The sequence below is a fragment of the Rothia sp. P7208 genome (genome assembly GCF_048512915.1).
Classification (GTDB): domain Bacteria; phylum Actinomycetota; class Actinomycetes; order Actinomycetales; family Micrococcaceae; genus Rothia.
Genome location: NZ_JBLXXW010000010.1, coordinates 46,922 through 67,139, shown reverse-complemented (window position 1 = coordinate 67,139; position 20,218 = coordinate 46,922). Strand labels below are relative to the sequence as shown.

20 protein-coding genes are annotated in these 20,218 nt (G+C 46.5%); all 20 read left to right on the top strand.

Annotated elements, in window-relative coordinates; translation table 11 throughout:
• Positions 1 to 2: 2 nt before the first annotated feature.
• The 20 genes from ruvX to metK all read left to right on the top strand — a co-directional run bounded on the left by ruvX (position 3) and on the right by metK (position 20,209).
• Positions 3 to 557 carry a Holliday junction resolvase RuvX gene (gene ruvX, locus ACN084_RS08270; protein ID WP_419106532.1) on the top strand — a complete coding sequence of 185 codons (555 nt, stop codon included), beginning with the start codon at positions 3 to 5 and terminating at the stop codon, positions 555 to 557.
• Positions 547 to 1,770: an endolytic transglycosylase MltG gene (gene mltG / locus ACN084_RS08265; RefSeq protein WP_419101662.1), complete on the top strand. Its 1,224-nt coding sequence runs from the start codon at positions 547 to 549 to the stop codon at positions 1,768 to 1,770. Before ruvX ends, mltG begins: the two co-directional genes overlap by 11 nt.
• A 13-nt stretch (positions 1,771 to 1,783) precedes the next feature.
• Complete coding sequence (locus ACN084_RS08260; protein WP_419101663.1) at positions 1,784 to 2,701, top strand: shikimate dehydrogenase; 918 nt, start codon at positions 1,784 to 1,786, stop codon at positions 2,699 to 2,701.
• Between the two features lie 114 nt (positions 2,702 to 2,815).
• Positions 2,816 to 4,030: a chorismate synthase gene (gene aroC / locus ACN084_RS08255; protein ID WP_419101664.1), complete on the top strand. Its 1,215-nt coding sequence runs from the start codon at positions 2,816 to 2,818 to the stop codon at positions 4,028 to 4,030.
• A 6-nt stretch (positions 4,031 to 4,036) separates the two neighbouring features.
• Positions 4,037 to 4,660: a shikimate kinase gene (locus ACN084_RS08250; RefSeq protein WP_419106531.1), complete on the top strand. Its 624-nt coding sequence runs from the start codon at positions 4,037 to 4,039 to the stop codon at positions 4,658 to 4,660.
• Complete coding sequence (gene aroB / locus ACN084_RS08245) at positions 4,657 to 5,760, top strand: 3-dehydroquinate synthase (protein WP_419101666.1); 1,104 nt, start codon at positions 4,657 to 4,659, stop codon at positions 5,758 to 5,760. The genes ACN084_RS08250 and aroB overlap by 4 nt, the downstream gene beginning before the upstream one ends.
• A gap of 167 nt (positions 5,761 to 5,927) precedes the next feature.
• Positions 5,928 to 6,491, top strand: coding sequence for an elongation factor P (efp, locus tag ACN084_RS08240; protein WP_419101667.1), 564 nt, complete (start codon positions 5,928 to 5,930; stop codon positions 6,489 to 6,491).
• 20 nt (positions 6,492 to 6,511) lie between these two features.
• On the top strand, positions 6,512 to 6,922 hold the full coding sequence (nusB, locus tag ACN084_RS08235) for a transcription antitermination factor NusB (RefSeq protein ID WP_419101668.1): 411 nt from the start codon (positions 6,512 to 6,514) through the stop codon (positions 6,920 to 6,922).
• Between the two features lie 217 nt (positions 6,923 to 7,139).
• A complete protein-coding gene (gene pyrR, locus ACN084_RS08230; RefSeq protein ID WP_419106530.1) occupies positions 7,140 to 7,715 on the top strand; it encodes a bifunctional pyr operon transcriptional regulator/uracil phosphoribosyltransferase PyrR in 576 nt (191 codons plus the stop codon).
• Positions 7,716 to 7,721: 6 nt separating this feature from the next.
• On the top strand, positions 7,722 to 8,723 hold the full coding sequence (locus tag ACN084_RS08225; RefSeq protein ID WP_419101670.1) for an aspartate carbamoyltransferase catalytic subunit: 1,002 nt from the start codon (positions 7,722 to 7,724) through the stop codon (positions 8,721 to 8,723).
• A gap of 9 nt (positions 8,724 to 8,732) precedes the next feature.
• Positions 8,733 to 10,058 (top strand): dihydroorotase, encoded by a 1,326-nt coding sequence (locus ACN084_RS08220; protein WP_419106529.1) that lies wholly within the window; start codon positions 8,733 to 8,735, stop codon positions 10,056 to 10,058.
• Positions 10,059 to 10,061: 3 nt separating this feature from the next.
• Positions 10,062 to 10,583 carry a hypothetical protein gene (locus tag ACN084_RS08215; RefSeq protein ID WP_419106528.1) on the top strand — a complete coding sequence of 174 codons (522 nt, stop codon included), beginning with the start codon at positions 10,062 to 10,064 and terminating at the stop codon, positions 10,581 to 10,583.
• Between the two features lie 53 nt (positions 10,584 to 10,636).
• A complete protein-coding gene (gene carA, locus ACN084_RS08210) occupies positions 10,637 to 11,797 on the top strand; it encodes a glutamine-hydrolyzing carbamoyl-phosphate synthase small subunit (RefSeq protein ID WP_419101673.1) in 1,161 nt (386 codons plus the stop codon).
• A 26-nt stretch (positions 11,798 to 11,823) separates the two neighbouring features.
• Entirely contained in the window at positions 11,824 to 15,156 is a 3,333-nt protein-coding gene (carB, locus tag ACN084_RS08205) for a carbamoyl-phosphate synthase large subunit (RefSeq protein WP_419106527.1), read from the top strand.
• A complete protein-coding gene (gene pyrF, locus ACN084_RS08200; RefSeq protein ID WP_419106526.1) occupies positions 15,149 to 16,012 on the top strand; it encodes an orotidine-5'-phosphate decarboxylase in 864 nt (287 codons plus the stop codon). Before carB ends, pyrF begins: the two co-directional genes overlap by 8 nt.
• A gap of 222 nt (positions 16,013 to 16,234) precedes the next feature.
• Positions 16,235 to 16,549: an integration host factor, actinobacterial type gene (mihF, locus tag ACN084_RS08195; protein WP_419101676.1), complete on the top strand. Its 315-nt coding sequence runs from the start codon at positions 16,235 to 16,237 to the stop codon at positions 16,547 to 16,549.
• 12 nt (positions 16,550 to 16,561) lie between these two features.
• A complete protein-coding gene (gene gmk / locus ACN084_RS08190; RefSeq protein WP_419101677.1) occupies positions 16,562 to 17,140 on the top strand; it encodes a guanylate kinase in 579 nt (192 codons plus the stop codon).
• Between the two features lie 151 nt (positions 17,141 to 17,291).
• The gene (gene rpoZ / locus ACN084_RS08185; protein WP_419101678.1) at positions 17,292 to 17,696 is read left to right on the top strand and encodes a DNA-directed RNA polymerase subunit omega; all 405 of its coding nucleotides are present in this window, start codon (positions 17,292 to 17,294) and stop codon (positions 17,694 to 17,696) included.
• Between the two features lie 31 nt (positions 17,697 to 17,727).
• Positions 17,728 to 18,966, top strand: coding sequence for a bifunctional phosphopantothenoylcysteine decarboxylase/phosphopantothenate--cysteine ligase CoaBC (coaBC, locus tag ACN084_RS08180; RefSeq protein WP_419106525.1), 1,239 nt, complete (start codon positions 17,728 to 17,730; stop codon positions 18,964 to 18,966).
• A 40-nt stretch (positions 18,967 to 19,006) separates the two neighbouring features.
• Entirely contained in the window at positions 19,007 to 20,209 is a 1,203-nt protein-coding gene (gene metK, locus ACN084_RS08175; protein ID WP_419101680.1) for a methionine adenosyltransferase, read from the top strand.
• The last annotated feature ends 9 nt before the right edge of the window (positions 20,210 to 20,218 follow it).

Below are 20,218 nucleotides of genomic sequence, written 5' to 3'. Positions count from 1 at the left end.
ATATGACTTTTACACCAGGAGTGCGCATGGGAGTCGACGTGGGTAATGCTCGCGTCGGACTCTCCCTCTGCGATAGAGATGGAATTCTAGCGACACCGCTCAAGACTTTACGTCGAGACCTTAAAAAGAACTCTGATCGTAGAGTCCTGCGCACCCTGGTGAAAGTCCACGAAGTAACAGAAATTTTCGTGGGTTTACCTAAGACCATGAGCGGTGGAGAATCATCATCGACGCTTATGGCTCGTTCTTATGCTCAAGATTTGGTCACTGAGCTTATAGCAGAAGGGTACTCCATCCCCGTATGGTTAGTGGATGAGCGTTTAACGACGGTTAGTGCTCATCGTACTTTGCATGAGGCTGGAGTATCTTCACGAGATTTTAAGACAATGGTGGATCAGGTAGCTGCAGTCAATATTTTGCAGTATTGCCTAGACACGCTAAAAGCAGGCAACCATGTTGCTGGTTTTTTAGTGGAGCCTCAGACAATAGAATGTGTTAAGGAAATTTCCTCAATAGCACAGACGAAAAACGATATGGAGAACTTGAGTGAGCAATAAAACGAACTCGAGCCGATCGCCGAAACGTTCAGTTCACCGTGATGAGCCAGAGAACCTCAAGATGATTTTGAGTCCCTCTGAAGAAGATGAACGTGAGGGTATCCTCGGTTTAGTTGTTGAGCATGATCTGCTCACTCCTGAACAACGACGTAAAATTCGTCTCCGTAGGCGTAATACTATGCTCAGCGCGGGGCTTGTTTTTACTATTGCGGTAGTCATGATTATTGCAATTATTAGCCCTCAGCTAGGGTGGTTTAAACGCAAAGATTTTAGTGGTAGTGGTAATGGGACAAGCGTGAGCTTCACAGTTGCTCCGGGTGCTTCCACCATTGGTGTTGCAAACCAGCTAGAAAAGATGGGCGTTATTGCGGATGCAGATCGTTTCCTTTCCGTCTATAGCGATATGGGGGAGAAGAAGTATATTCAGCCTGGTGAGTATAACCTTCAAGAAGAGATGAGTAGCCAATCTGCGCTAGACATTCTTTTACGTTTGCATGAGACAAATCAGGTGTATATTGCTTTAGCTCAGACTCTTCGTATTGGAGAGTCTCTGGATATCATTGCTCAAGCTACTGGTGTTTCTCGAGATGAGCTCGACAAATTTAATAAGAATCCTCAAAGTCTTGGTGTTCCTGCTAATTTCCCTTCTCTAGAAGGTTGGATGCATCCTGGTGAATATCGTTTTGATCAGGGAACAGATATCAAAGATATTATGCAGAGTATTGTCAATGAGACGAAGAAAGCGTTATCTGATGCTGGTGTTAAGAGCGATGAGAAAGCCTTCTATGTTTTGACGGTAGCTTCTATTGTTGAGGCTGAAGGTGTTACCCCCGATTACAAAGCTATTGCTGGGGCGATTGAAAACCGTATTAACCACCCTGATGGGGAAACTAGCGGGTACATTCAGTCTGACGCTACGGTTGCTTATGGTTTAGGAAAGAAGACCGTTCATATTACAAATGAGCAGAAGCAAGATCCGTCAAATAAATATAATACGTTCTATTATAAGGGACTTCCTGCGGGACCTATTGGTTCACCAGGCACTAACGCTATCGACGCCGCCGCAAACCCCGATAAGAATGACTACTATTTCTGGGTGACTGTCAATCTTGATACTGGCGAAACGAAGTTTGCTAAGACCTACAGTGAGCATCTTAAGAACGTTGAAGAATACGATAGATGGTGTCGTAATCATGCTGGTAAATGCACCTAAGATAGGTGGTTTAATGAATGCTCGGAAGAAAGCTTTTGTTTTAGGTGATCCTATTGAACATTCGCTTTCTCCGAGCCTTCATCAGGTTGCATATGAGCATCTGGGATATGAGATTGATTATTTTCGTTGGAGAACATCCATTGAAGAACTTCCAGAACGGTTTTTACCTGCTCTAACCGAAAATGTGGTTGGCTATTCTGTGACAATGCCACTTAAGAATGCTGTCGTTGAAAGTCTTCATGAGCTTACTGATTTTGCGAAGATTCTCGGCGTTGTTAATACTGTGTATTGGCACGGTGAGGGCTCTTCTCGACAGTCTATTGGTCATAATACGGATGTTTCTGGAATCGTCAATGCGCTTGATTATGCTGGTGTTCGTGAATCAACGAACTCGCCCAGAGCTATTCTTGGTGGGGGAGGAACCGCTACTTCTGCGCTGATGGCATTAGCATTTTTAGGTTCTATTGACGTAGATCTTTATGTACGTTCTGTGCAGAGAGCCTCGACAGTCCTTCGTTTAGCGCAGAAGCTGGGAATACGTCTTAACGTTTGCCATTTTGAGGATTTTGCTTCACGGCATCCGATGTATGAGGCTGTTATCTCTACTTTGCCTGCTGGTGTGGCCGACCAATTTGCCCCCGCCTTGAAGTCTTCTCTTAGCGGTGTTCTTTTAGACGTCAGTTACAATCCGTGGCCTTCTACTATTGCTTCGTATTGGGAGAAAGCTGGTGGCGTCATCGTCTCTGGTTTAGATATGCTGATGTATCAGGCCATCGACCAAGTGAAGCTTTTTACGGGACATTCTTTAGAAGACACGTTGCCTGAACAGCTTGAGATGATGAATGCAATGTGTGCTGCTATTGGTTTGTTACCGCGAAAACAGTTACCCGTGAACGTTTATTCTATTGAGCATCTTGGCTCGTGCCGTTAACACAATTTTTCATGTGAAGACATCAAAAATTTTATTCGGTTTATTTTCTGGGTACTCTAGTGTCTAGAGAAGAACTTTTGGTTATCACACTACATATGTAAAGGAAGTCAGAGCATGTTGCGTTGGCTCACAGCCGGTGAATCTCACGGTGAAGCTCTTGTCGGTATTATTGAGGGCGTGCCCGCAGGTGTAGAACTTACCTCGCAGATGGTACGTGATGCTTTAGCTCGACGTCGTCTAGGTTATGGGCGTGGGGCACGTATGAAGTTTGAAGAGGATCAGGTTCGCATTTTAGGCGGTGTCCGTCATGGTAAAACACTGGGTGGTCCTGTTGCCTTAGAAATTGCGAATACAGAATGGCCCAAATGGGTTGATGTCATGAGCGCTGACCCCGTAAATCCTGAGGTACTTGAAGGGCGTGCCCGCAACGCACCGTTGACTCGCCCTCGACCTGGGCATGCCGATTTTACGGGGATGCAGAAATATCATTTTGACGAAGCACGCCCTGTTTTAGAAAGGGCTTCTGCACGTGAAACCGCAACACGTGTTGCTCTTGGTGTTGTTGCTTCTCAGCTTCTTAAAGCTTTAGGCATACAGCTCGTAAGCCATACGACGGCAATTGCTGATGTGTGCACTCCGGAGGAAGCACCTCGTCCGCGTCCATCTGATGTCGCGACACTTGACGCTGACCCATTACGTTGCTTTGATTCAGCCACTTCTGTGGCAATGGTTCAGGCCGTCGATACCGCTCATAAAGATGGTGAGACTCTTGGCGGTGTCGTTGAGGTGCTTGCGTATGGTCTTCCTCCAGGGCTTGGTTCTTATGTTCATTGGGATCGTCGTCTTGATGCGCGTCTTGCTGCAGCGTTAATGGGTATTCAAGCCATTAAGGGTGTTGAAGTGGGAGATGGGTTCTTAACTGCTTCTCGTCCAGGAACTCGAGCACATGACGAGATAAGTGTGAACACTCATGGTGTTACTCGTGATTCGAATCGTGCCGGAGGTATTGAAGGGGGCATGAGCATCGGAGATCTTCTGCGAGTTCGTGCTGCAATGAAGCCAATTGCCACCGTGCCTAAGGCTTTGAAAACTATTGATACTTCTACTGGTGAAGTGGCCAAAGCTCATCATCAACGCTCAGATGTATGTGCGGTACCCGCCGCTGGTGTTGTTGCGGAGGCGATGGTTGCGCTAGTTCTTGCTGAAGCTGCTTTAGAGAAATTTGGTGGGGACTCTGTTCCTGAGACTCGACGGAATATGGATGCTTATCTTGCTGCTATTCCGGAGTCTTTGAGCTGGGAGTCTAATGTTGCTGGTTGGGATAGCTAGACGCTCATGTCATCTCAGCATCTTCCTCGAGAACGTGTAAGTATTTCATCGCCAGATCCTCAGCATGTACGTGAAGTTCAAGAAGAGTTCTTAGATCGTCGTCGTCCGGTGGTTTTTATTGGACCGATGGCTGCTGGCAAGTCTTATATAGGGATGCATTGCGCCCGTTTTTATGGGTATCAGTTTTTGGATGCCGATCAGCTAATTACGGAACAATATGGTTCAATACCAGAGATATTTGACACTTTGGGTGAAGAATATTTTCGTAAAGTTGAGAGTGAAACAATTTTTCAGGTTCTTGAGTCTCCGCAATATCGCAATAGTATTTTTTCGTTAGGCGGGGGCGCTCCAATGAGTGATCAGGTTGCACAGAAACTCAAAAATGAATGTGTCATTTATCTGAAAGTCGATGCTGACACTGTTCGCCCACGAATCTTAGGGAATAAGACACGACCTCTTTTACAGGGGGATCCTATCCAGCGGTGGAATGAGATTTTTCAATTACGTAAAGAACGTTATGAGCAGTTAGCAAACTATACGTTAGATGTTCGGGGGTCTCGTCCTGTTTCAGAGATTGCTGCAGAAGTCCAACAATTTATTTTATGTACTCGTGGGGGAGTAACAGCATGAGCAATAATATGGAACCAACCGTTATTTCGGTGACGGGAGATAGCCCGCAAGAAAACTATGATGTTTTTGTAGGACATCACCTTTTATCCCAGCTTCCTACTATTCTAGGTGCTCAAACTCGTCGTGTGTTGATGATTTATCCGAGGGCTTTGCGTTCTACCGGTGAACTGGTCATGGAAGATTTACGTTCAGCTGGTTACGACTCTTTTAGTGCGGAGATTCCTGATGCAGAAGAGGGAAAACATCTTCAAGTAGCAGGTTTCTGCTGGCAGGTGCTAGGGAAGAATGATTTTACTCGTTCTGATGCAATTATCTCTATTGGTGGCGGAGCAGTCAGCGATGTGGCAGGTTTTGTGGCCTCCACTTGGTTGCGTGGTGTGAAGGTTGTTCATATCCCTACGACTTTATTAGGTATGGTAGATGCCGCCATCGGAGGAAAAACAGCTATTAACACGGCTGAGGGAAAAAATCTGGTCGGTACGTTCTATCCTCCGGCAGCTGTTTTATGCGAGTTAGGAACGTTACGGACTTTGCCCGTTCACGAATTATTGACGGGTTTAGCAGAGGTCATTAAATGTGGGTTTATTGCTGATCCTGAGATTCTCGATATTGTTGAAGGCAATCCTGATGCTTTACGGGATTCTCAGTCTGTAGTGATTCGTGATCTTATTGAGCGTTCTATTCGTGTCAAAGCTCGTATTGTTTCTGAGGATTTAAAGGAGTCTGGTCTTCGAGAATTCCTGAATTATGGGCATACTTTTGGGCATGCTATTGAGCGGGTTGAACGTTATCAGTGGCGTCATGGTGCGGCAGTTGCGGTAGGCATGGTTTTTGCTGCTGAGTTATCTTTGGCTGCAGGGTATGTTGATGAGTCAGTGGTAGAGCGTACTCGTCGCATTTGTCAGTCGGTGGGTCTTCCGGTGAGTTATCGTGGGGACCGTTGGCAACAGCTGATTGAGTCGATGCGTCGTGATAAAAAGGCGCGCGGAAATTTGCTTCGTTTCGTCCTTCTTGAGGGGTATGGTTCACCTCGTATTTATGAGGTTCCTGACGATTCATTATTGTTTGCGACGTATCAAGAGATTTCTTCTACCTCGTAGGCTTTATAGACCCTCATCTATATGATGAAGGCTGTGTGTTCTGGCACAGGGGAGCATCTATTTTATGTTTCTTCGTCCAATACAGCTGTCTTTATCTCGTCGAAGCGTTACAATGGCTAAGAATCATTTGATTATTGATAATTCCCATATATTTGAAGGAGAGTCGGTTGGCTACTACCGCTGACATTAAGAACGGCGTTGTACTTAAGATTGATGGTAACCTCTGGTCGGTTATCGAATTCCAGCACGTCAAGCCAGGAAAAGGTGGAGCGTTCGTTCGTACCAAGTTGCGTAATGTAACCTCCGGCAAAGTTGTCGATCGTACGTTTAACGCTGGCGCAAAGGTCGATACTGCTACTGTTGATCGTTCTGATTATCAGTATCTCTATCAAGACGGTGATGATTACGTTTTCATGGACGTAAAAACTTACGATCAGATTAACGTTCCTCAGGTTGTTGTTGGTGACGCAGCAAATTATCTTCTTGAGTCTCAGGTTGCTACTATCGCGATGCATGAGGGTGAGCCACTATACATTGAGCTTCCTGCATCTGTTGTTCTTGAGATTACGTACACTGAGCCGGGCCTTCAAGGTGACCGTTCTACAGGTGGAACGAAACCTGCAACAGTTGAGACTGGTGCTCAGATTCAGGTTCCACTCTTCTTAGAGACTGGTACTAAAGTTAAGGTTGATACTCGTACTGGTGAGTATCTTGGTCGTGTAAACGACTAGAAGAACAGGGCATAAAATACGTGAATTCACGAACTAAAGCTCGATTGAGAGCAGTTGAAGTTCTTTTTGAAGCTGAGCAACGAGATGATGAGATTCTAGACGTATTGACTCGTCGTCGTTTACATACTTCCGCGCAGATTTCTACGTACTCTGAGCAGATTGTGCGCGGTGTACAAGAACATGACGAAGAGATTCGTGAGTATATCGAAACGTACTCTCAGGACTGGACCATGGACCGTATGCCTAGCGTAGATCGTATTCTTTTGCGTATCGGCGCATGGGAACTTATCTATAATGATGAGGTTCCAGATCTTGTTGCTATTTCAGAAGCAACGGGACTGGCTCGGGTGCTTTCGACTAACGATTCACCTAAATTCATCAATGGTCTTTTGGAGCGGTTGCGTCAAGTTAAACCTACGCTTCTTGCATAAAAGTATCTTTCAACGGTGGGGTGGCTACACTATGTGGCCACCCCACCGTTTTATGCGTGGTGACGTGCTGATTTACCGGATAACTTCATCGTTTTTCTCAAAAACTTTTCTCAAAACATCTCTTCTTGCAGCTTTGCCAAGATAAAACATGATAGATTGCTCCATAAAGCAAGCAACCTTTAAGTCCGTCCCGTGAGGCGGGGAAGGAGGCCGGCAGATGAGTGAATTCTACCCAGTGATGGGTCGTACCATTCTTAACGAAGCCGATATTAACCGTGCCTTGACACGTATTGCTCACGAAATCCTTGAAGGAAATCGTGGTGCAGAAAATCTTGTCCTTGTGGGGATTCAGCGCAAGGGCGCACCATTAGCGCAACGCTTAGCAGAAAAGATTGCACGCACTGATTCGTCTTTTAATCCTCAGCTATGCCTCGGTCAATTAGATATTACAAAATACCGAGATGATCTCAATTCAAAACCTGAGAAGACTCCTTTACCGACGGTCCTACCCGAATCTGGTATTGATGGAAAGAATCTTGTCCTAGTTGACGACGTCTTATACTCCGGTAGAACTATTCGAGCAGGTTTAGACGCTCTCAAAGACTACGGGCGTCCGGCATGTGTGCGTCTAGCTGTTCTAGTGGATAGGGGACACCGTGAGCTACCTATTCGTGCAGATCATGTTGGCAAAAATTTACCAACCTCGTCTGAAGAACTCGTTCGTGTGTATCTCGAAGAAATTGATGGTTGCACCGACCGTGTTGAGATTTTGCACCCTAACAGCGGAGAATAAGAAACCATGCGTCATTTATTAGACACCAAAGAGTTAACTCGCGAAGAGGCGATTAGTATTCTCGATACCGCCGATTATATGGCAGAAATTGGTCGTCAGGAGGTGAAAAAATTTCCTGTTTTACAAGGACGTACTGTGGTGAACCTCTTTTTTGAGGACTCTACTCGCACTCGGCTTTCTTTCGAAACAGCCGAAAAACGTCTCGGCGCAGACATCATTAATTTTGCTGCTAAAGGTTCTTCTGTCTCTAAAGGTGAATCCCTTAAAGACACTGCTCAGACATTAGCCGCAATTAATGCTGATGCGTTTGTGATTCGTCATAGCGCATCAGGGGCACCTCAGCGTTTGGCAGAAGCAGGTTGGACAGATGTACCAGTACTCAACGCTGGCGACGGCACACACGCTCACCCAACACAAGCCCTTCTTGATGCGATGACACTTCGACAGTTTCAGTATCAGCTATCAGGTATCCCCACTCGAGGTGCTGCACTTGAGGGAATGCGTGTCGCTATTGTTGGCGATATCCTTCACTCTCGTGTTGCTCGTTCAAACCTCTGGCTTCTACACACATTAGGAGCAGAGGTTATTTTTATAGCACCACCTACTCTTTTACCTCATGATATTGATCATTGGCCAGTTCAGGTGTACTACAACTTTAATCAGGCCTTAGCGCATGGTGTTGATGCGGTAATGCTACTTCGTATTCAAAAAGAACGTATGAATGCTGCGTTCTTCCCTAGCGTTGAAGAATACGCCCGATTATGGGGGCTTACCCCTGAACGTTTCAAAGCTTTAGAACGTTCGGGAGAACAGACAGCCGTTCTACATCCGGGCCCAATGAACCGCGGGCTTGAGATTAGTTCTCTTGCAGCAGATTCTTCACAATCGTGGGTTCTTCGCCAGGTCAATAACGGAGTCTCTGTGCGCATGGCGGTGCTCTATATGCTAATGACTGGCCAAGACGGCAGCGAACTTTACTCTTCAAATAACACACAGATTCACCCATAGCGAGAGAACATGACAGAAAAATATCTCATTAAAAATGTTTCTATTCTTGGTCAAGATACAGCAGATATCCTCATTGACGCAGGAAAAATTGTGCAGATAGGCACAGCTTTAACCGCTGATGACGCTCAAATAATTGAGGCACAAGGTCTCATTGCTTTGCCTGGTCTTGTCGATTTGCACACCCATTTGAGAGAACCTGGACAAGAAGATTCTGAAACGGTTGAGTCTGGAACTCAAGCGGCAGCTTTAGGCGGTTATACAGCGGTTTTTGCTATGGCAAATTCACAACCAGTAGCCGATACTGCAGGAGTCGTTGAACAAGTATATGAGCTTGGTAAAAAAGCAGGTTGGGCGCAGGTTTACCCTGTTGGCGCTGTAACTATAGGGCTCCAAGGGGAGCGTCTTTCCGCTATTGGCGCGATGGCAGATTCTCGTGCACAAGTTCGAGTTTTCTCAGACGATGGGATGTGCGTTTGGGATCCTGCACTGATGCGTCGAGCATTAGAATATGTCAAAATTTTCGATGGTGTCATTGCCCAACATGCTCAGGAGCCTCGACTAACTGAAGACGCACAAATGAATGAGGGCAAAGTTTCAGCAGAACTTGGTTTAGCAGGATGGCCTGCTGTAGCTGAAGAATCCATTATCGCGCGGGATGTTCTTCTAGCTGAACACGTGAACTCTCGTGTTCATATCTGTCACCTTTCAACACGCGGTGCAGTAGAAATTGTACGTTGGGCTAAATCTCGCGGTGTTCAGGTGACGGCTGAAGCGACACCTCATCATTTGCTTTTGACAGAAGAACTTGTTCGGAGCTATGACCCCGTGTATAAGGTGAATCCTCCTTTGCGAACCGAAGAAGACGTTATGGCTCTTCGTCAGGCGGTTGCAGATGGAACGATTGATATTATTGGCACAGATCATGCACCACACCCAATAGAGTCTAAAGATTGCGAATGGGCTTGTGCTGCCAATGGTATGACGGGCTTAGAACAAGCATTGTCAATTGTTCAGAAAACGCTTGTTGATACTGGTCTTATTGACTGGGAACGTGTTGCAGAAATTATGAGTTTCCGTCCGGCACATATTGGTCGCGCAGTAGAGCAGGGGCGGCCTATCGCGGTAGGTGAACCGGCGCATATTGTGCTCTACGATCCTCAAGCAACACGCGTGATTAATCCGGCAGAGCAAGCAACACGAGGCAAAAATAACCCGTATAGAGGCTTAGAACTGCCCGGCGCTGTTCGTGCAACCTTCTTTGCCGGTCACCCTACGGTTTTGGACGGAGCATTAGCAACACCTCGTGTGCAACCGGCCGAGGGGAATAGCCTCTAAACAATGTCAAAATATTTTTTCCCCACGCTCGTATGTATCGGTGTTGTTGTCTTAGCTTGCCTTTTGATGTGGCGTGGCTGGTCGGCACGTAAAAGACGTCAAGGTGAGCTAGGCCCTTTAGCGCCGGTACCAGAACGCTATGATGAGTTACCGCCTGATGCGGTTGTTTCTGGGACGTATATTGTTACAACGCTATTAGGGGATTGGTTAGCCCGCGTTGCAGTGCACACTTTAGGTGTTAAATCCCGAGCTGAGTTATTCATTTTTGATGAAGGACTTGTCTTATCCCGAGAAGGTGCACAACACCTATGGATTCCTTATCGCGATGTTATTGCAGTACGCCAAGAGTCAGGCATTAACGGAAAGTTTGTGGAAAAAGATGGTCTTCTCATCATCTCGTGGATGTTCAATAGCACTGCTGTCGATACGGGGTTTAGGCTATTGCACCCGCAAGAACAAGAACGTATTCAAAAAGAAATTCTTCTAAGAGCACCTCAGGCGAAGGATTCTCTTCCAGCTCTTTAGCCCTCAATGATTGATGCGAATTATCGCAAAACACTATATAAGGAAGTTAGTTGATGTCTAATCTAACTCATCACCAACCGGCTCTTCTCGTATTAGAAGATGGCAATGTTTACCGTGGACAGGCGTATGGAACGGTTGGGAAGACTCTCGGTGAGGCCGTCTTTTCTACCGGTATGACCGGTTATCAAGAAACTCTCACTGACCCTTCTTACGCTGGTCAAATTGTGGTGCAGACTGCTCCTCATATTGGAAATACTGGTGTTAACGCTGTGGATGCGGAATCGCGTCAGGTTTGGGTTGCCGGATACGTTGTACGAGATGCTGCTCGACGTCCTTCAAATTGGCGTAGTGAAGGTTCTCTTGACGATTACCTTTCAGCACAGGGAATTGTCGGCATTGAAGGTATTGATACTCGTGCCCTCACCCGTCATTTACGTTCTGCTGGGGCAATGCGTGCTGGTATTTTTTCGGGGGAGTACGCACAACGTCCGGTATCTGAGCTGTTGACGATGGTGCAAGAGTCTGAGCCGATGCAGGGACGACAGCTTGCTGAAAGCGTTTCTTCTGAACAGGCGTATACCGTTGAGCCGCAAGACTTCGGATGGGACGGCCCCATTCAAGGGGTGTTAGCAGCTCTTGACTTAGGTATTAAATCGATGACTCCCGAACAGTTCGCACGTCGTGGTGTTCGTGTTCATGTTTTACCTGCCGCATCAAGTTTTGAGGATATTCAGGCGGTCAAACCTGACGGCGTGTTCTTCTCAAATGGCCCAGGAGACCCCGCTACTGCCAACCAGCAGGTTGAACTTCTACAACAGGTTCTTCGTTCTTCTATTCCGTTCTTTGGTATTTGCTTTGGTAACCAATTGTTAGGTCGTGCCTTAGGTTTTGGTACATATAAGTTGCCTTTTGGGCATCGCGGGATTAACCAACCGGTTCTTGATAAGACAACGGGCAAAGTAGAGATTACGGCTCAAAATCATGGCTTTGCAGTGGACGCGCCTCTTGATGAGGTGGTGCTGGCTCCATGTGAGGAATTTGGTCGTGTTGAGGTTTCTCATATCGGCCTCAACGACCGTGTTGTTGAAGGATTACGTTGCTTAGATATTCCAGCCTTCTCAGTGCAGTATCATCCGGAGGCTGCGGCTGGACCACATGATGCGGCGTATCTCTTTGACCGCTTTATCGATTTGATGAAACAACACCAGAACTAGGAAACTCACAAAGGATTTTGTAGACAATGCCACGTAGAAAAGACCTCAACTCTGTGCTCGTTATCGGTTCTGGCCCTATTGTGATTGGGCAGGCAGCCGAGTTCGATTATTCCGGCACTCAGGCGCTTAGAGTTCTCAAGGAAGAAGGAATCCGAGTGATTCTTGTGAACTCAAACCCTGCGACGATTATGACTGACCCAGAGTTTGCTGATGCAACATACATTGAACCCATCAATGCAGAAGTTATTGAAAAAATTATTGAAAAAGAACGTCCTGACGCTATTTTGCCAACTCTTGGCGGGCAGACAGCCCTCAATGCCGCAATTGACCTTGACCGCCAAGGCGTTTTAGCGAAGTATCAGGTAGAACTGATTGGTGCGAATATTGAAGCCATTAATCTTGGTGAAGACCGAGAGAAGTTCAAGGGTGTCGTAGAACGTGCTGGTGGTGAGTCTGCTCGTTCGGTCATCGTTCATAGCATGCCAGAAGCTTTGGCAGCAGCTGAAGAGCTAGGTTATCCGATGGTGGTGCGCCCTTCCTTTACGATGGGCGGTTTAGGCTCGGGTATGGCTTATAACGAAGAAGACTTGTACCGTATTGCCGGTGCTGGTATTCAGTACAGCCCCACGAGTGAGGTTCTTTTAGAAGAATCTATTCTTGGGTGGAAAGAATACGAGTTAGAAATGATGCGAGATAAGAACGATAACGTTGTTGTTATTTGTTCTATCGAGAACTTTGACCCAGTAGGCGTACACACTGGAGATTCCATTACTGTTGCCCCAGCGTTGACCCTTACCGACCGTGAGTTCCAAAAGCTTCGTGATATTTCTATTAACGTTATTCGCGAGGTTGGTGTTGATACGGGTGGATGTAATATCCAGTTCGCGGTTGATCCTCACAGTGGACGTATTATCGTCATTGAGATGAACCCTCGTGTGTCTCGTTCTTCTGCTTTGGCTTCTAAAGCGACAGGATTCCCTATTGCAAAGATTGCGACAAAGCTTTCATTGGGGTACACCTTAGATGAGATTCCCAATGATATTACACAAAAAACTCCAGCGTCTTTTGAACCAACATTAGATTATGTTGTTGTTAAAGTTCCGCGTTTTGCATTTGAGAAGTTCCCTGCAGCTGACCCGACTTTGACAACAACCATGAAATCAGTGGGTGAGGCTATGGCGTTAGGCCGTAACTTTACGGAGGCTCTACAGAAAGCTATGCGTTCTTTGGAGCAGAAGGGTGCGGAGTTTAGTTTTGAGGATTCCTCTATAACTGGTGTTGAACGTGAAGAGTTACTCCGTCGCTGTGCTACACCGACGGCAGAAAGAATTCATGATGTTCGGCAGGCTTTGGCTATTGGTGTGGGCGTGGATGAACTCTATCAGATAACGGGTATTGATCCTTGGTTCTTAGACCAGCTTGTTCTTTTGAATGAGGTTGCAGAGCAGATTCGTGACCATAAAAACCTTGATGAGCAGACTCTACGTCTGGCGAAGAGACATGGTTTTTCTGATGCGCAGATTGCACATATCGTGGGTTCCTCAGAGGAAATTGTTCGAGGTATCCGCTATGCCTTAGGTATTCGTCCGGTCTTCAAAACGGTTGATACTTGTGCTGCGGAGTTTGAGGCTTTTACTCCGTATCATTATTCTTCTTACGATATGGAAGACGAGATTGCACCACACCAAAAACCATCTGTGATGATTTTAGGCTCTGGACCGAACCGTATTGGTCAGGGTATCGAATTCGATTATTCTTGTGTTCATGCCTCGCTGGTGTTGCGTGAAGCGGGATATGAGACGGTGATGGTTAACTGTAATCCGGAGACAGTGTCAACTGATTATGACATTTCAACCCGTCTGTATTTTGAGCCTCTTACGCTCGAGAATGTTTTAGAAATTATTGATGCAGAGCGTCGTACGGGAGGTCTTCTTGGGGTTTTTGTCCAGTTGGGTGGGCAGACTCCGTTGAAACTAGCTCAGGCGTTGAAAGAAGCTGGTGTTCCAATTCTTGGAACATCTCCAGAAGCTATTGATTTGGCAGAGGATCGTGGTGAATTCTCGCGAGTTCTTGAAGAAGCTGAGCTGATTTCACCAAAGAATGGTACCGCTTTTACTTTTGAGAATGCTCGTCGTATCGCTGATGAGATTGGTTATCCGGTGCTGGTTCGTCCTTCCTATGTTTTGGGCGGTCGTGGTATGGAGATTGTGTATGAGCCTAAGCAATTGGCTCGTTATCTTGAGAACGCCACGGAGGTTTCGCCTTCACAGCCTGCGCTGATTGATAAGTTCCTTGAAGACGCTATCGAAATTGATGTGGATGCTTTATACGATGGTGAGCAGCTTTATCTTGGCGGTGTGATGGAGCACATTGAAGAAGCTGGTATTCACTCTGGCGATTCAGCATGTACTTTGCCTCCAATTACTTTGAGCCCTGACACTATTGCTCAGGTGAAGGAAGCGACGCTTAAGATTGCTCGTGGCGTCAACGTTCGTGGACTGATTAATATTCAGTTTGCGGTGCAGTCTGATGTTTTGTATGTGATTGAGGCTAATCCTCGTGCTTCGCGTACGGTTCCTTTCGTGTCAAAGGCTACAGGCGTTCAGTTAGCTAAGGCAGCAGCGTTAATTGGTATGGGTAAGAGTATTGCTCAGCTACAGTCTGAAGGTATTTTGCCGGTTACCATGGATGGAGCTTCTTTGCCGTCTCATACGGCTATCGCGGTGAAAGAGGCGGTGCTTCCATTTAGTCGTTTCCGTACTCCTGAGGGCGTGGTAGTGGATTCGTTGTTAAGCCCTGAGATGCGTTCTACTGGTGAGGTGATGGGTTTGCATCGCCATTTTGATACGGCTTTTGCGAAGGCAGAGAGCGCTGCTGGTGGGGCGCTACCTACGGAGGGTAAAGTTTTTGTCTCTATTGCGAATAGGGATAAGCGTCACGCGATTATTTATGTTCGTATGTTGCAAAGTCTTGGCTTTGAAATTATTTCTACTGGTGGTACGGCACAGGTGTTACGTCGTAATGGTGTTGATTCTGTGGTTGTTCCAAAAATTGCTGAGACATCTGCTGATGAGAAGTCTATCGTTCAGATGATTACTGAAGGTGAGATTTCGTTGATTCTTAATACGCCTTCTGGCGGTGAGAATGCGCGCGGTGATGGGTATGAGATTCGTGCAGCAGCGACTTCTGTTGGTTGCCCTGTAATGACAACAGTCTCGGAGTTTGGTGCAACGGTACAAGCAATTCAAGCGATGCGTGAGCATAGCTGGGATGTTATGACGTTACAAGAGCATAGCGCTTCGTTGAAGGCTGAGCAGAACCGTCGTTCAGGTGAGGCTGAGGAGGTAGTTGATGCGTAATCCGCGTGTAGGTTTTGGTGATGTACTGGCTCAGAAAATGGAGCAGTATGGTCCCTTGTGCGTAGGTATTGATCCTCATCCTCAGCTTTTGCAACAATGGGGTCTTCCCGCAACGGCCGATGGCGTAGAACGTTTTGCGCGGTTGGTTCTTGAAGCATGTGCGGGGAAGGTCGCTGCGGTCAAGCCACAGGTTGCTTTTTTTGAGAGTTACGGTTCTGCTGGTTTCCTCGCTTTGGAGCGTTGTGTCCAGTATGCGCAGAGTCTGGGTCTTTTGGTGATATCGGACGCCAAACGTGGGGATATTGGTTCTACGATGAGCGCTTATGCTCACACGTGGTTGGATGATTCTTCACCTCTTGCAAGTGATGCGCTCACGCTTAGCCCTTATCTTGGGTTTGGGAGTTTAGCTCCTGCTTTGGAGCTTTCTGAGGCTCAGGGGCGCGGTGTTTTTGTATTGGCGTTAACGTCTAATCCTGAGGGTAAGAGTGTTCAACATCGTGGGGGAGATTGTTCTGTTGCTGCGGAGGTGATTCGTTCTGCTCAGGAGCGAAATGCTAGGCAGTCGTGGCAACGGATGGGGTCTTGCGGTCTGGTGGTGGGAGCCACTGTAGCTGATGCTTTGAAATTACTTTCAATTGATTTGTCGGGATTCAATGGCCCAATTTTAGCTCCGGGTTATGGGGCGCAAGGCGCTACGGCTGAACAATTATATGAGGTTTTTTCTGGTTGCCCATCACAAGTTTTGGTCAATTCTAGTCGCGGAGTTTTGTCTCGGGGTCCGTCTCTTGAGGGACTTATCGATGCGATTGAAAGTTCGCAAGAAAATCTCAAAAATAACTTAAATGACAGAATATAATAATTCGTCGTTTATTAGGAGTGATTGGTCTAAATAATCTGACTTAATCTAAGCATCATCTAGTAGAAATATCTGATAACGTCCCCTAAAGTGTTAGATTAATACACGTCAGAGGTGGTTTGTTCAGCACATGATGCATATTCGCGTCATGTGCTGAACAAACCACTAAAGACAGGTTCGCAAACATAACACGCCACAATAGTTACACTAAGGGGAATTAGTATGGCACTCCGCCCACTCACCGAAGAAGAACGCGCAGCAGCTCGCGAAAAAGCTAAAGTTTCTCGCACCATTCGCGCTGAGGTTAAAGAATCTCTCAAAAAACGTGAGACAACTATCGCAGAAGTGCTCAAACGAGCCGATAGCGAAGAAGCTGTGAGTAGACTAAAAGTGACAGATTTGCTGATGGCTCTTCCAAGCATTGGTGAGATTCGCGCTAACGCAATTCTTAAAGAACTTAATATTGCGCCGTCCCGCCGTTTACGCGGATTAGGTGTACACCAGCGACGCGCATTAATCGATTTCCTCGAACGCTAAAGGCGGTTTTCAATGACTGAGAACACTACACCTCGACTCACTGTTCTAGCGGGCCCTACCGCAGTAGGTAAGGGCACTGTCTCGCAGTATATTCGTGAGAATTATCCAGATGTATGGTTCTCAGTTTCAGCGACCACACGAGACCCTCGACCTGGCGAGGAAGAAGGCATACACTACTATTTCGTATCCGATGAGGAATTCGACTCAATGGTAGAAAATCGCCAGATGCTTGAGTGGGCGCAGGTTCATAATAAATATCGTTATGGAACCATGAAGAATATGGTTACTCGCGCTCTTGAGTCAGGGAAGAACGTCCTGCTAGAAATTGATTTACAAGGCGCCCGTCAGGTACGTAATAGCATGCCAGAAGCTCGACTGATTTTTCTCGCTCCACCTAGCTGGGAAGAACTCGTTCGCCGTCTGGTAAGCCGCGGCACTGAATCTGCCGAGGAACAGCAACAACGTCTAGATACGGCAAAAGTTGAGTTGGCTGCTGAACCAGAGTTTGATCACACAGTGATTAACGATACTGTTGAACAAGCTGCTCAAGAAATCATTGAGCTTATGGGTCTGACGAAAACCTCAGCATAAAACTTCTATGAGGGATGAGAATATTCAGTACGAGTATTCTCATCCCTCATAATATTTTTTATCCTAGAGTGCTTTTTATCAGGCTTTTAGATATACTTATTTTTTGTCTTAGGCAAGTTCGTTTCGATGAAGCTTGCTGGTTGTCAATCTTATGGGAGTATTCGTGGCTAACGCACACAATGAAGAAGGAATCATCAACCCTAGCGCAGATGAGCTACTTGAAAAAGCAGAGTCTAAGTATGGTCTGGTGATTTTTGGCGCTCGTCGTGCCCGCCAGATTAACGCATACTACTCTCAGATGCACGAAAATCTTTTCGATCATGTTGGTCCTCTCGTAGACAGCGAACCAAACGAAAAGTCACTTTCTGTTGCGATGCGTGAAATTAATGAAGGTCTCATTGAAGCCCGCCATGTCAGCGAAGGAACGTTTGACGAAAACGGCGATCTCATTCCTGAGGAAGCTCCCTCAGCTTTCTTGACCGGTGGTTTTTACACTGAAGAATATTCTGAGGCAGCACCTATCGTAGAATACGTAGACGCCGAAGACTCCGAATAAGGCTTTCGGTTTCTGCTGAGAAGAACGCACTATGCGTATAGTTATTGGTATCGGAGGAGGAATCGCGGCTTATAAAGCCACGTCCCTCCTTCGTCTCTTTTCAAAAGCTGGGCATGAGGTTATCGCTATGCCCACAGAAACTGCTCTGAACTTTGTGGGTAAGGCTACCTTTGAAGCTCTCAGCGGTAATCCTGTGGCAACTTCTGTTTTTGAGCGAGTACCTGAAGTAAACCATGTTAAGCAGGCAGAGGAAGCTGACGGTATTATCATCGCCCCGGCTACGGCCGACCTTCTCTCACGGTTAGCTTCTGGTCGAGCAGATGATCTTCTTAGCGCAACGGTGCTTACTACTCACGCCCCAGTGATTCTTGCCCCTGCAATGCACACTCAAATGTGGGAACATCCTGCAACCGTGCACAATGTTCGAAAACTTCAAGAATACGGTTACCACGTTATTGAGCCAGCAGTTGGACGCCTCACAGGAAAAGACTCAGGTATTGGTAGAATGCCCGAACCTGAGGATATCTTTGAGGAAGCTCTCAACATCCTAAAACAAAATGCTCAAGTCGACACAGATTCTCGCCCTTTTGAAGGAAAACATATTGTTATCACAGCCGGCGGAACTCGAGAGCCTTTAGACCCTGTACGGTTCTTAGGAAACCGTTCCTCTGGAAAACAAGGCGTAGCATTGGCCCACGTAGCTCATGCTTTGGGTGCAAAAGTTACTCTTATCGGCGCCCATCTACAAGTGCCAGTTCCCTCTACCGTAGAGTACGTTGACGTTTCAACAACAGAAGAATTACGACAAGCTGTTCATCAGTATAGTGAGGGCGCCTATGCTCTCATCATGGCTGCTGCAGTTGCTGATTTCCGTCCAGCACATTATGCCGAATATAAAATCAAGAAAACAGATGACGCTCAAGAAGCTCCCACGATAGAACTTGTTCGAAACCCTGATATTCTACGTGAGATGGTTCAGCGGAAAGAACAATCTGATCCGAAAGCACCAAAAATTATTGTTGGTTTTGCTGCTGAAACCGGCAGCCAAGAAAAAACTGTGCTAGAGCTCGGCCGCGAAAAACTGAAACGAAAAGGCTGCGATTATCTTGCAGTTAATCAGGTCGGAGAAACACTCGGTTTTGGTGCCGACACCAATTCAGTGACGCTACTTTCACAAGATTTAGCTACCGCTGTTGAGGTCACTGGCTCAAAAGAAGATGTTGCTCAAGCCTTATTACTCCATATAGCGCAACATGTGCATAAAAATTAATATTTCCCTTTTATCCCGTCTAACTAAGTAGAGTAAATACGTGAATTCTCATCCTTCTCATCTTCGTTTATTTACCAGCGAGTCTGTTACTGAAGGTCACCCCGATAAAATTTGTGACCAGATTTCAGACGCTATTCTTGATGCTCTTCTCACCGAAGACCCTCACGCAAACGTGGCTGTTGAAACCATGGTAACCACCGGTCAAGTGCATGTTGCCGGTGAGGTCACAACCACGGGGTACGTCGATATTCCCTCTATCGTGCGTAAGACCATCCTTGATATTGGATATAACTCTTCTACCCACGGTTTTGATGGTGAGTTCTGCGGTGTGTCGGTATCTATTGGTGAACAGTCTCCTGATATCAATGCTGGTGTTTATCATTCTCTGGAAACACGTACCGGTTCTGAAGATGAGCTAGACCGTCAAGGTGCAGGGGATCAAGGCATCATGTTTGGGTATGCCTCAAATGAGACTGAAGTACTCATGCCTGCTCCTATCTGGGTTGCTCACCGACTTTCTGAACAGCTTACGGCTGTACGTAAAAACGGGACTCTTGATCGGTTACGACCAGACGGAAAAACTCAAGTTACACTCGGTTATGATGGCAACACCCCTGTTTCGGTAGATACCGTTGTTGTTTCAACCCAACACACCAAAGACTATGATTTAGGTGAACTTGAAGCTGACATTCGTCAACATGTTATTTCTCCGGTACTGCAAGATTTAGATTTTGATAGTTCTCAGGCCAAAATTATTATCAACCCTGCCGGACAGTTCGTTCAGGGCGGCCCAGTTGGCGACGCGGGACTTACCGGACGAAAAATCATTGTTGACACATATGGCGGGTTTGCTCGCCACGGTGGAGGGGCATTCTCCGGGAAAGACCCTTCAAAAGTTGATCGTTCTGCCGCTTATGCAATGCGTTGGGTTGCAAAGAACGTTGTTGCTGCTGGTCTTGCAGATCGTGCAGAAGTTCAGGTTGCTTACGCCATTGGTAAGGCTTCTCCCGTTGGTCTATATGTTGAGACTTTTGGAACAGAAAAAGTAAATCCTGTGGTGATTGAACAAGCCATTCGTGAAGTCTTTGATTTACGACCTCTAGCTATTATCCGTGATTTGGAGCTTCGTCGCCCCATTTACGCAAAAACAGCTGCTCATGGTCATTTTGGCCGTGAAGAAGAAACTTTTACGTGGGAGAGAACAAATCGCGTAGAAGAATTACGCGCCGCAGCGAATCTCTAAATATACTAG

What these genes read in the sequence shown, in the direction of transcription:
- ruvX (WP_419106532.1), top strand. Translation starts at nt 3, where the DNA reads ATGACTTTTACACCAGGAGTGCGCATGGGAGTCGACGTGGGTAATGCT.
- ACN084_RS08260 (WP_419101663.1), top strand. Translation starts at nt 1,784, where the DNA reads ATGAATGCTCGGAAGAAAGCTTTTGTTTTAGGTGATCCTATTGAACAT.
- aroC (WP_419101664.1), top strand. Translation starts at nt 2,816, where the DNA reads ATGTTGCGTTGGCTCACAGCCGGTGAATCTCACGGTGAAGCTCTTGTC.
- ACN084_RS08250 (WP_419106531.1), top strand. Translation starts at nt 4,037, where the DNA reads ATGTCATCTCAGCATCTTCCTCGAGAACGTGTAAGTATTTCATCGCCA.
- aroB (WP_419101666.1), top strand. Translation starts at nt 4,657, where the DNA reads ATGAGCAATAATATGGAACCAACCGTTATTTCGGTGACGGGAGATAGC.
- pyrR (WP_419106530.1), top strand. Translation starts at nt 7,140, where the DNA reads ATGAGTGAATTCTACCCAGTGATGGGTCGTACCATTCTTAACGAAGCC.
- ACN084_RS08225 (WP_419101670.1), top strand. Translation starts at nt 7,722, where the DNA reads ATGCGTCATTTATTAGACACCAAAGAGTTAACTCGCGAAGAGGCGATT.
- ACN084_RS08220 (WP_419106529.1), top strand. Translation starts at nt 8,733, where the DNA reads ATGACAGAAAAATATCTCATTAAAAATGTTTCTATTCTTGGTCAAGAT.
- ACN084_RS08215 (WP_419106528.1), top strand. Translation starts at nt 10,062, where the DNA reads ATGTCAAAATATTTTTTCCCCACGCTCGTATGTATCGGTGTTGTTGTC.
- carA (WP_419101673.1), top strand. Translation starts at nt 10,637, where the DNA reads ATGTCTAATCTAACTCATCACCAACCGGCTCTTCTCGTATTAGAAGAT.
- carB (WP_419106527.1), top strand. Translation starts at nt 11,824, where the DNA reads ATGCCACGTAGAAAAGACCTCAACTCTGTGCTCGTTATCGGTTCTGGC.
- pyrF (WP_419106526.1), top strand. Translation starts at nt 15,149, where the DNA reads ATGCGTAATCCGCGTGTAGGTTTTGGTGATGTACTGGCTCAGAAAATG.
- mihF (WP_419101676.1), top strand. Translation starts at nt 16,235, where the DNA reads ATGGCACTCCGCCCACTCACCGAAGAAGAACGCGCAGCAGCTCGCGAA.
- gmk (WP_419101677.1), top strand. Translation starts at nt 16,562, where the DNA reads ATGACTGAGAACACTACACCTCGACTCACTGTTCTAGCGGGCCCTACC.
- rpoZ (WP_419101678.1), top strand. Translation starts at nt 17,292, where the DNA reads ATGGGAGTATTCGTGGCTAACGCACACAATGAAGAAGGAATCATCAAC.
- coaBC (WP_419106525.1), top strand. Translation starts at nt 17,728, where the DNA reads ATGCGTATAGTTATTGGTATCGGAGGAGGAATCGCGGCTTATAAAGCC.